The following is an 8,855-nucleotide window of genomic DNA, read 5'->3' as shown; positions in this document are numbered from 1 at the left end:
TTTTACTTTTGGGCTTTGAGAAAGGGTTTGCTTAGCAAACCCTTTCTCAAAGCCAGTTTCAAATTATCTCGAACTCACGTTAACTAATACCAATTCATTGAGGTGTTGGCTCACTTTTAAGAAAAACCCCAAAGATTAGTGGCGGCACTTTGCCACTAATCATCTTTAATCATCTTTGTCCTAGGCAAACCTTACGTTGCTAAGGACAAGCAAGATTTAAGACTTGATGGCAATCCAATCTTTTTTTAGTAAGGTCACAAAGGTCGTAATACCCTTAGAAAAACCTAGGGGGTCTTGCATCGCATATTCGGGAAATTCTTCGTAATGTCGCCATTGTTCCGTAGCATTGTGGCGTAAATGCAAGACTCGTTCTCCATCTTCAAGCTTCCAAAGCATTTGACCGCCAGTGGGAATATTAGCCATAGTCTCCTCCAGTTATGTTAACCAAAACTTGCAACATTGGCATGAGCTACCAGTTGTTCATCACAATTTGGGCGATCCCAACATTAAATTCTGTAAACACTGCTACTTTTAGTATAGCCATAAGTACCGAGTTAGTGTATAGGCATCTATTCCATATGCACCTATGTCTGTAGGCTGAAATATGCTGTTTCCAATAAACCCCAAGAATTGAATGGCGGCGCGAAGCGCCGCCATTCAATTCTTGGGGTTATCGCTAGGCTTTTGGGCTTTTGCCGAACTGACGTTAAAATGATGGGGTATGGGAAGTATCAAAAGACATATCAAATCAACATCAAATCAACATAAGTTTTATCGTAGCGAGATTGAGGCGAAACCATGTCACTAAAAGCTGGCAAAGAGGCTTTATTGCGAAAGCACTATACCGAGGCGATCGCTATTTTGAGCGAATATAGTCAAGAGAGTACCGACTTGACCTCTAAAGACTACGTACAAGCGCAAATTTGGCTAGTTTCTGCCTATAAGAAAACAGGTCGTGCTGACAAAGCGATCGCCATTTGCGAACAATTAGAAGCTCATGCCGATCCGCAGTTACAGAAATGGGCTCAAAAATCACTAACGACACTAAGAGCAGTCCTTGATGCACCTGCCGATAACCGTATCAAGCGTAATGAAGATGTCGCCTCTGTAATTAAGTCAGATCCTCGCCGCTATCGCAAAAAAGACGTTACCTTATCCCTTCCCTCTCGCTACATCTATTTTCTCGTTGCCTCACTCATACTGACAGTCTTAGCCTTTATCGGGTTGCAATTTTTACTGGGTTATGGCATTTCTCTAATTTTTACACCGATTTTTACGTTTGAATGGCTGATCGCTATCTCAGTGGTTTCTTTCATCTTTAGCATTTTGCTGTTTTTCATGTCGCCTTGGATTATTGACATTACCCAAAAGCAATACCATCGCATTCAATGGATTACCCTTGCGGATTTAGATGAAAAGAGCCCTGAAGCCGTAGAGATTATTGAGAACTTCTGTGAAAAGTACAATATTTTTGTGCCGCGATTGGGATGGATTGAAGATGACGCGCCCGTAGCTTTTATCTATGGGGTAATCTCCAATTCAACCAGAATTGTGGTCAGTCGTGGCTTATTTGAATGTCTAGATGATGACGAAATCGCGGCCGTTTACGCATATCAGCTAGGACGGATTCGGAATAAGAGTTTTACAATTTTAACTTTTATTTCTGCTCCTGTACAAGTTCTCTATTTTATCTATGTGCTACTGAGCCGACGCAGTTACCAAGCTAAAAGTGCAAAGCAAATTTGGCAAGTCGCCGCCGCCATTGCCAATGTTTTCTATTCCCTCAGCAATTACCTGCTGATTTGGGTTTCCCATGCTAGTACCATTGTCAGCGATCGCTTTGCGTCTGAGGTTACGGGCAATCCCAATGCTCTCGCCCGTGCACTCCCCAAAATGGCAAGGCAAATGTTACCTTACAACCAGCCCGCCATCCCGACCAATCGCCTTCTAGAATCAACAAGAACCCTAGGTGTTTGCGATCGCCAAACGATGACCGCTATCGGTTTAGCGATGGAAATTGCCCATGAAGGGCTATCCGAACAAGATCCCTATCGTGTATTTCTTTGGGAACTTTTTAATCCTTGGCGGCGATGGTTGGAGATTCATTCCACCCATCCTTTAGTAGGAAAACGCCTCAAATTTTTAGCGGGATATTCCAAACAACTAGGGCTCTTAACTGAATATGATTTTGCGGAGCTATTAAAGGAAGAAAAGAAACTCAATAAGAAACGCCTATATCAAAATTTTTGGCGAGATTTATTCATTCAAATTTCTCCCGTTGTCGGAGTCGTAATTGCGATCGTGGCGGCTATGTTGCTATCGCGACTGTTTAACAGATGGTTACTACTCAGCTTTTTGATGATCGGTTTGGGACTAGGATTTATGCTCCAAGGTAGTTTGCGCTATCCAGATTTCCGACGGGTGGACGATACGGATTTGGTGAGTTTATTAATCGATCCCTATGTGAGCTACGTCCAAGGCACTCCCGTACAAATTCCAGGAGAGTTGCTGGGCTATGGCACGGATGAATTTTATTTAGGTTATGCTATGCGTTTGGAAGATCAAGGCGGAGTCGCTTTTCTGAACTATATTCCCAGTTTCCGTCAATGGATTATCGATCCTTCCATGACCATTAAAAATCTAGAAATGCTATGCGATCGCTCAGTAATTGCCACGGGATGGTTCCGACGTGGCAAATTCCCAATCATTGATTTATCTACATTACAACCCATTATGGAGGATCGCCCCAAGCAACGCGCATCTCTCACCAGCTATCACCAGTTTTGGAACAATATTTGTAGTTCTATTCTCGTGTTACTAGGTTTATCGCTTTTGCTCCTAACTTCGCGCCTATTTTAAACCCCTCAAAGGACGAGGGGCGACATTTCGCCCCTCGTCCTTTCGCCCCTCGTCTTTTAGGGCATTGATATATTGTGATCTTTCCCAATTACAATCCAGATATAAAACCTGCGGCGCAGCGTGCGCCGCAGGTTTTAGGGTTTTATATTTAATTAAGCCCACATACTTACTAGGACATAAACTCCAAAGCACAAGTGGCGGCGCAAAGCACCACCACTTGTCCTACAGCGCTTTGCGCTTAAATCCCAGAAGAGAATGCATTGCATTCTCTTCTGGGATTTAAGCGATCGCCTAAACGATTAGTTGATATTTCACCTGAGCCAATCGATAGAGAGGTCGCCATACTAGGCGATTAGTTGTGACCACCAGTAGCGACATCACAATAGTGGAAGCCAATAGAAGTGGAAAGTCTCCCACATCAGAAGCCTGAGTAATCGTCGATCCCAGCCCCGTTGCTGTCAAGATCTTACCTTGGAATTTAATATATTCTCCAGCAATACTGGCATTCCATGCACCTCCAACCGCTGTAATAATCCCAGTCACCAAGTACGGAAAAATTCCTGGCAAAATCAACGTTCGCCAACGCTCTAACGATGAGAGTTTGTAAACCCTTGCCGCCTCAAATAGTTCTGAAGGAATGGCTTGCGCTCCTGCAATTACATTAAATAGGATATACCACATACTTCCTAAGGTCATCAGAATGACAGCACCAATATCCAAACCACCCCCAAAATTTGCTAAACCTAATAGTAGAATTGGGAATAGGGCAGTCGCGGGAACTGAAGCCGCAATCTGAACTATTGGTTGCAAAAACTGAGCCAGTTTTGGACTCCGACCAATCGTTACGCCAATAGGAACTGTAATCAGGAGTGAGAGAATCAGCACCACTAATACACGAATAGAAGTAAATGCGGCTCCGAGGATCACCTGTTGCCAAGAGCTCAAGGGCATTTTACTGAGCAACAGTACCGCTTCTAAGGTTCCACCTAAAACTAAGAATCCTACGGCTCCTAATAAAATCCAATTTAACCAATTCGTCCATTTAGAATTCCTATGATTAGCGCTCGGAGAACTTTGCACTTTACTGCTAAATCCGCGATTAAAAGCCTCAGAAACAGGCACAAATAGCCGTTCGCTGACGATGCGCATCGTAGGCGATCGCCTCAGAAAGTCTAATATCCGCGATTCTGGCACTTGAGTTGCCTCAACGGTCTCATACTTAAACTTTTCGGCCCAAGCAATCATTGGTCGCCAAATCACATAATCGATAATCGTAATAATGCCGATGAGAACGATAATTCCCCAAAAAATTGCCCAATTGTCACCTTTATCTGCGGCGGCTTTGAGAAATGCCCCCAATCCTGGAAGCGTAAAGTTGCGATCGGAGAGGGTAAAAGATTCCGTTTGCATCAAAAAGAACCATCCCCCCGCCACTGACATTACACTATTCCAAACCAAGCCCACTACCCCTGAAGGCAATTCCAAAGTCCAAAACCGTTGCCAAGCCGAGAGGCGATAAACTTGACTGGCTTCAATTAGTTCTTGAGGAATACTATTTAGGGATTGGTAAAAACTGAAGGTCATATTCCAAGTCATCCCCGTGAAGATAAGCAAAATCGACGCTAGCTCGATCCCCAATCTTTGTCCAGGAAATAGCCCAACCAAAGCGAGAACTACCGCAGGCAAAAACGATAGGACGGGAATAGACTGAAGAATATCTAGTAATGGAACCAGTACTTTTGCCCATGTCGCTGACCGATAGGCTACATAGGCATAAACTAGGGTAAAAACCAGTGACAAACCATAGGCAGCCAGCATTCGCACTAAGGTTTGCAGAGCATAGGTTGGTAAAAATGAAAGTGATAGATTAATGACATAGTCACTATCGTAAGTGCCCGTAAATTTACTGGCAGTCTGAACAATAATGAAAATCAAGGAGATAATCGCTAAGGGGAGTAAAACATCGCCAATACTCCAACGCGAACGAAATTCTGCCTTGGGATCGATAGTGGGTTGATACATAAGCAATCCTGACTAAAAAATGGGCTAGATATAAGGCTAGATATATAAGGCTAGATAGATAAATTGATTGAGTTCTATTCAGACTCTTCAGATTCGGTGACACTCTCTTCAATAAAGATTTCACCCGATGGTTCGTCATAGCTATATAGCTCGGCATAGCGTCCCCAATCCATAGCCGTTCTGAGCTGCCGTTGCGCTTCTTTACTGGTGAAATAATTTTCTAGAATGTCGAGTACCAATTCTTCAGAAATTCGATGATTGCGTTTGGCTTGTAATAGCTGACAAATTTGTTGTACTAAACGAATATGTTGCTGTAGCGATTCACGAATGATTGCTTTTCGCTCGTCAATATTACTGTTAATGAATTTCTCACCCCTCTGCGCTAGTTGAATGTCACCTTCAGTGATCGCGACTAGATCCATTAACTTACTAGCTTCAACAATTGGTAATAAGTCATCAACTTCCAATAAAAGTTCTTGAGCAAGGCGATATAAATCTTTTTCCTGCCTTCCTTCAAGAAGTTCCAACAAACCAGCAACCGAACCAATGCGTACATGGGGTAAGGATTGATATTTCTGTGAAGCAGGTGGCTTGGGTGTAGAAGTTGTGGTTGCAGCTTGGGATGAACTGTCTGGGAGATCGGGATTAGTCAGAATTTTATAAACCTGATCGACTAAAGCCTGAAACTCTGGACTCTTGCGATCGCGATAATGGGGCAACTTAATCGGTAAATCGGCGCGAATCCGTCCTGGATTGCGACCTAACACAATAACGCGATCGGCTAGGGTCACCGCCTCTTCGATCCCGTGGGTCACGATTAAAATTGATTTAGTAGGAATGCGCTTTTCTAACCACAAATCGAGCAATTCAAATCGTAAGTTCTCGGCAGTCAGTACGTCTAAAGCTGAGAATGGTTCATCCATACATAAAAGTTCGGGCTCTACCGCCAAAGCTCTAGCAAAACCAACCCTCTGCCGCATTCCACCAGAGAGTTCCTTAGGATAAGCATTTTCAAAGCCATCTAAGCCGATTACGTCGATCATGCGAAGGGCTTTTTGGATGCGCGTATCCTTTGCCTCACCTTTAGCTTTTAAACCTAGTTCCACATTTTCAAGAACGGTTAACCAAGGGTAAAGGGCAAAATTTTGAAAGACGATCGCTACTCCAGGATTTAAACCCATCAATTGGCGATTGTAATACAATACTTTGCCGCTAGAGGGTGGAATCAAGCCTGCAATCATCCGCATCAATGTTGATTTGCCAGAGCCTGATGGACCCAGCAATGCAATAATTTCACCGACTTGCAACTGGCAGTTAATATTTTCAATAATCGATATAGTCTGCCCATTGGGTTGTAAGTAAGACTTCCCAAGATTCTCTAAAGCTATAAAGCTATTTTTTTCGACGTTTTGAACCATAATATTATCTGTGCAGGTATTCTAAGCTACATAGATAGGGAAGTTTTCGCTACCCAACCCAATACATTATCAGCTAATAGGGAGCATAATTAGAACTACTTAGAACTACTTGCCTTTAGACTTCCCGCTTACAACCCATACAAATCCTTAAACCATTTCACGAATTTCTGAGCATTGGGATGTGTTGGATCAAGAACCGTTTCTTTAACTGCTTGATGCAATTGTCTACCTGGGGGATCTTGCCAAGCGAGCCAAGTGTAAATATTGGCTTTGTCATATTGTACTTCTGTCAGTCTCGCTCCCCTGTTTATTGCTTCTTGGACTGACGATTGAGCGAATTGCCATAGTGTTTCGCTATCGTCAGGAATCATATAGGCTAAAAAAGTCTCTAACATCCCTCGCTGAAAATTATCAGGCATCAGCCAAACTCCAAATTTAAGCTCTTTTGTGACTTCGCAAATTAAGCCATCCTCAGGCAATTCTTTGGGCAAATTTGGAATACTTGCTTGACATCGATTTCTGATACTTTCCCAACGACCAAGAGGATTGTCATCCGCATCAATAATTACTCCAAGTTGAGATAAAGAAGATTCTTTTAAGCGGGTTTTAAGCTGATTTAATAATTTGGGATATCCTCCACATGAATGAATATCAGGAATGAAGGGATCTTGTTGATTCCATACCACACCATTTTTTTCAATTAACTCAGGAATTACACGCTTATCGTCATCGCCTTCTACAAGCAATAGCCTTGTTTTTGTAATCATGGCTTAGCGCACCTCGATCCCTTCTTCAGCAGCGATCGCAATTTCATCTTCAGTAAAGACAATACTGTGAGGTTTCCCTTTCTCGATCCTATGAATTGTAATCCCATCTTCACTAGGATTCTCAGCATTGGCGATATCCGCTAAACTCTGCCAGCAGTCATTACTATGGGTAGTCGCAAAAATCTGCACGTTAAGCCTTTTTGCAGTTTCCCAGAGCATTCTCCACATATCAGACATCACTGTAAAATGCAGCCCAGTATCAATTTCATCCACCAATAAAACTCCATCCTTTGCATTAACAATTGCTAAAGCAAGTCCCAACATTCGCCACATTCCATCGCCCATACTACCAATTGGTATGCGAGGATTTTCAGAAGTTTGGACAATGAAACTACCACGAGTCCCCTTATACGCATTCTTCCCAATAAGGGACGCAATTCGTTTTACGCGAGGTTCAATAATCTGTAAAGCTTGAATAACGAGGTCTTCTTCTGGTGTAAGTACCATATCTTCAAATAAATCAAGCGTTTTTTCAGCAGTCAATGATGATGAATTGACAAACTGGATATTTGACTTGCTGGGATTCAAAGTATTGATTGCAGATCGTAATATTTTGATCGACAGCATTCCTTCTGAAGAAAGCTTAAATGGTGTTTCAACTTCTATTAAGCTTATTAATCGTTTGAGACATAAGAATAGTGATTCTTGATCTACTAGATCTGTATGTGTCTTTATGTTTTTAAGAGAAACGATTAGCTTTAATTGTTTATCATCTAGACTTTTCGCACTAATCGTAAATTTACTATCAATGTCAAGGTAGTGGTTATAGAAAAGATGCCGAACTATCAATTTTTTATCTTGATATTCATCATCTATAACATACTCACTTCTATTGGTAATTATTTCCTCAAGCATTTCAAAATTAGAAGTAAATGTTGCATTAACAAGTAATTGCAGTGCTTCTAAAATAGAAGTTTTGCCACTGTTGTTAGTACCAACCATGAGATTTAACATACCAAGTTGTTGCATCTCAAAGGATGGGAAGCAACGGAAGTTTTCGATTTTGAGGGATTTCAACATAATTGAGTACTTAGCATATAAGTAATTGCATGTAGGATGGGTTAGCGATCGCGTAACCCATCATCTTTAACTTTCTTTAACTGTATAGATGCGTTACACTAACGCATCCTACAAATAATTAAGCCTAGCAAAGTCAGTAGAGTAGCTTTCTGCGAGGAATTTACAAACGTTATCAATCATTAGTGCATCATAGATTATGAGTACAGACCATCAAAAATATAATTGTGTATGATTTTATTAGACACAATTAATGTCTTTAGGTCAATATTATTCAGCGTAGTCTCTTCTATAAAAGTGCTTGAAAAGTCTACTTCTTCAATGCGCCTTATATCTAATGTAGACCCTACTAGATTTGCTTTATTTAGATTAACTTTAGCGAGACTCCCTCCAAGAAAACACAATTGAACTAGACTAGCCGTACTTAAATTGATCTCTTGCATATCCACATTAATAAATGTAGCTTGATCAAGAGTACTTTTTTTCATGTTTGATATATAAAAAGAGACATTAGTAAGACTGGGAGCATCTCAATTAGGCACTGAGTAAATATACTTAGGCAAGATTGAGGTTGAGATAAGCGCAACGATGTTTAAGAACTTGGGGAAGATTATCGCGCTTCCACTGAGCACCAGATATTTTGATTCTACGCCCAATTTGCTTGATAGTAGATTCAACAGCACCAGAGCCAATGGTAATTCCTTGTGTTTGA

The 8,855-nt window shown here is 41.5% G+C and carries 6 protein-coding genes and 2 pseudogenes; 1 reads left to right on the top strand and 7 read right to left on the bottom strand.

Features of this window, described 5'->3' with window-relative positions:
• Positions 1 to 216: 216 nt before the first annotated feature.
• The gene (locus PSE7429_RS18220; RefSeq protein WP_009628793.1) at positions 217 to 423 is read right to left on the bottom strand and encodes a hypothetical protein; all 207 of its coding nucleotides are present in this window, start codon (positions 421 to 423) and stop codon (positions 217 to 219) included.
• Positions 424 to 798: 375 nt separating this feature from the next.
• Between PSE7429_RS18220 and PSE7429_RS18215 the strand changes: the two genes are divergently transcribed.
• The gene (locus tag PSE7429_RS18215; RefSeq protein WP_009628792.1) at positions 799 to 2,859 is read left to right on the top strand and encodes a zinc metalloprotease HtpX; all 2,061 of its coding nucleotides are present in this window, start codon (positions 799 to 801) and stop codon (positions 2,857 to 2,859) included.
• 291 nt (positions 2,860 to 3,150) lie between these two features.
• Here PSE7429_RS18215 and PSE7429_RS18210 read toward each other — a convergent pair whose 3' ends face one another.
• The 6 genes and pseudogenes from PSE7429_RS18210 to PSE7429_RS25730 all read right to left on the bottom strand — a co-directional run.
• Positions 3,151 to 4,881: an ABC transporter permease gene (locus tag PSE7429_RS18210; RefSeq protein ID WP_009628791.1), complete on the bottom strand. Its 1,731-nt coding sequence runs from the start codon at positions 4,879 to 4,881 to the stop codon at positions 3,151 to 3,153.
• A 74-nt stretch (positions 4,882 to 4,955) separates the two neighbouring features.
• Entirely contained in the window at positions 4,956 to 6,299 is a 1,344-nt protein-coding gene (locus PSE7429_RS18205) for an ABC transporter ATP-binding protein (RefSeq protein WP_009628790.1), read from the bottom strand.
• A 128-nt stretch (positions 6,300 to 6,427) separates the two neighbouring features.
• A complete protein-coding gene (locus PSE7429_RS18200) occupies positions 6,428 to 7,066 on the bottom strand; it encodes a DUF3226 domain-containing protein (RefSeq protein ID WP_009628789.1) in 639 nt (212 codons plus the stop codon).
• A gap of 3 nt (positions 7,067 to 7,069) precedes the next feature.
• Positions 7,070 to 8,146 carry an AAA family ATPase gene (locus PSE7429_RS18195; protein ID WP_009628788.1) on the bottom strand — a complete coding sequence of 359 codons (1,077 nt, stop codon included), beginning with the start codon at positions 8,144 to 8,146 and terminating at the stop codon, positions 7,070 to 7,072.
• Positions 8,147 to 8,340: 194 nt separating this feature from the next.
• Positions 8,341 to 8,649: pseudogene (locus tag PSE7429_RS28035) on the bottom strand (hypothetical protein); the annotation flags it as partial.
• A 49-nt stretch (positions 8,650 to 8,698) separates the two neighbouring features.
• Positions 8,699 to 8,855, bottom strand: a pseudogene (locus PSE7429_RS25730) (ISKra4 family transposase); the annotation flags it as partial.

The sequence above is a fragment of the Pseudanabaena biceps PCC 7429 genome (genome assembly GCF_000332215.1).
GTDB classification, from domain to species: Bacteria; Cyanobacteriota; Cyanobacteriia; order Pseudanabaenales; family Pseudanabaenaceae; genus Pseudanabaena; species Pseudanabaena biceps.
The sequence above is the reverse complement of the archived record's forward strand: the minus strand, read 5'-3'. Positions and strand labels throughout refer to the sequence as shown.

What these genes read in the sequence shown, in the direction of transcription:
- PSE7429_RS18220 (WP_009628793.1), bottom strand. Translation starts at nt 423, where the DNA reads ATGGCTAATATTCCCACTGGCGGTCAAATGCTTTGGAAGCTTGAAGAT.
- PSE7429_RS18215 (WP_009628792.1), top strand. Translation starts at nt 799, where the DNA reads ATGTCACTAAAAGCTGGCAAAGAGGCTTTATTGCGAAAGCACTATACC.
- PSE7429_RS18210 (WP_009628791.1), bottom strand. Translation starts at nt 4,881, where the DNA reads ATGTATCAACCCACTATCGATCCCAAGGCAGAATTTCGTTCGCGTTGG.
- PSE7429_RS18205 (WP_009628790.1), bottom strand. Translation starts at nt 6,299, where the DNA reads ATGGTTCAAAACGTCGAAAAAAATAGCTTTATAGCTTTAGAGAATCTT.
- PSE7429_RS18200 (WP_009628789.1), bottom strand. Translation starts at nt 7,066, where the DNA reads ATGATTACAAAAACAAGGCTATTGCTTGTAGAAGGCGATGACGATAAG.
- PSE7429_RS18195 (WP_009628788.1), bottom strand. Translation starts at nt 8,146, where the DNA reads ATGTTGAAATCCCTCAAAATCGAAAACTTCCGTTGCTTCCCATCCTTT.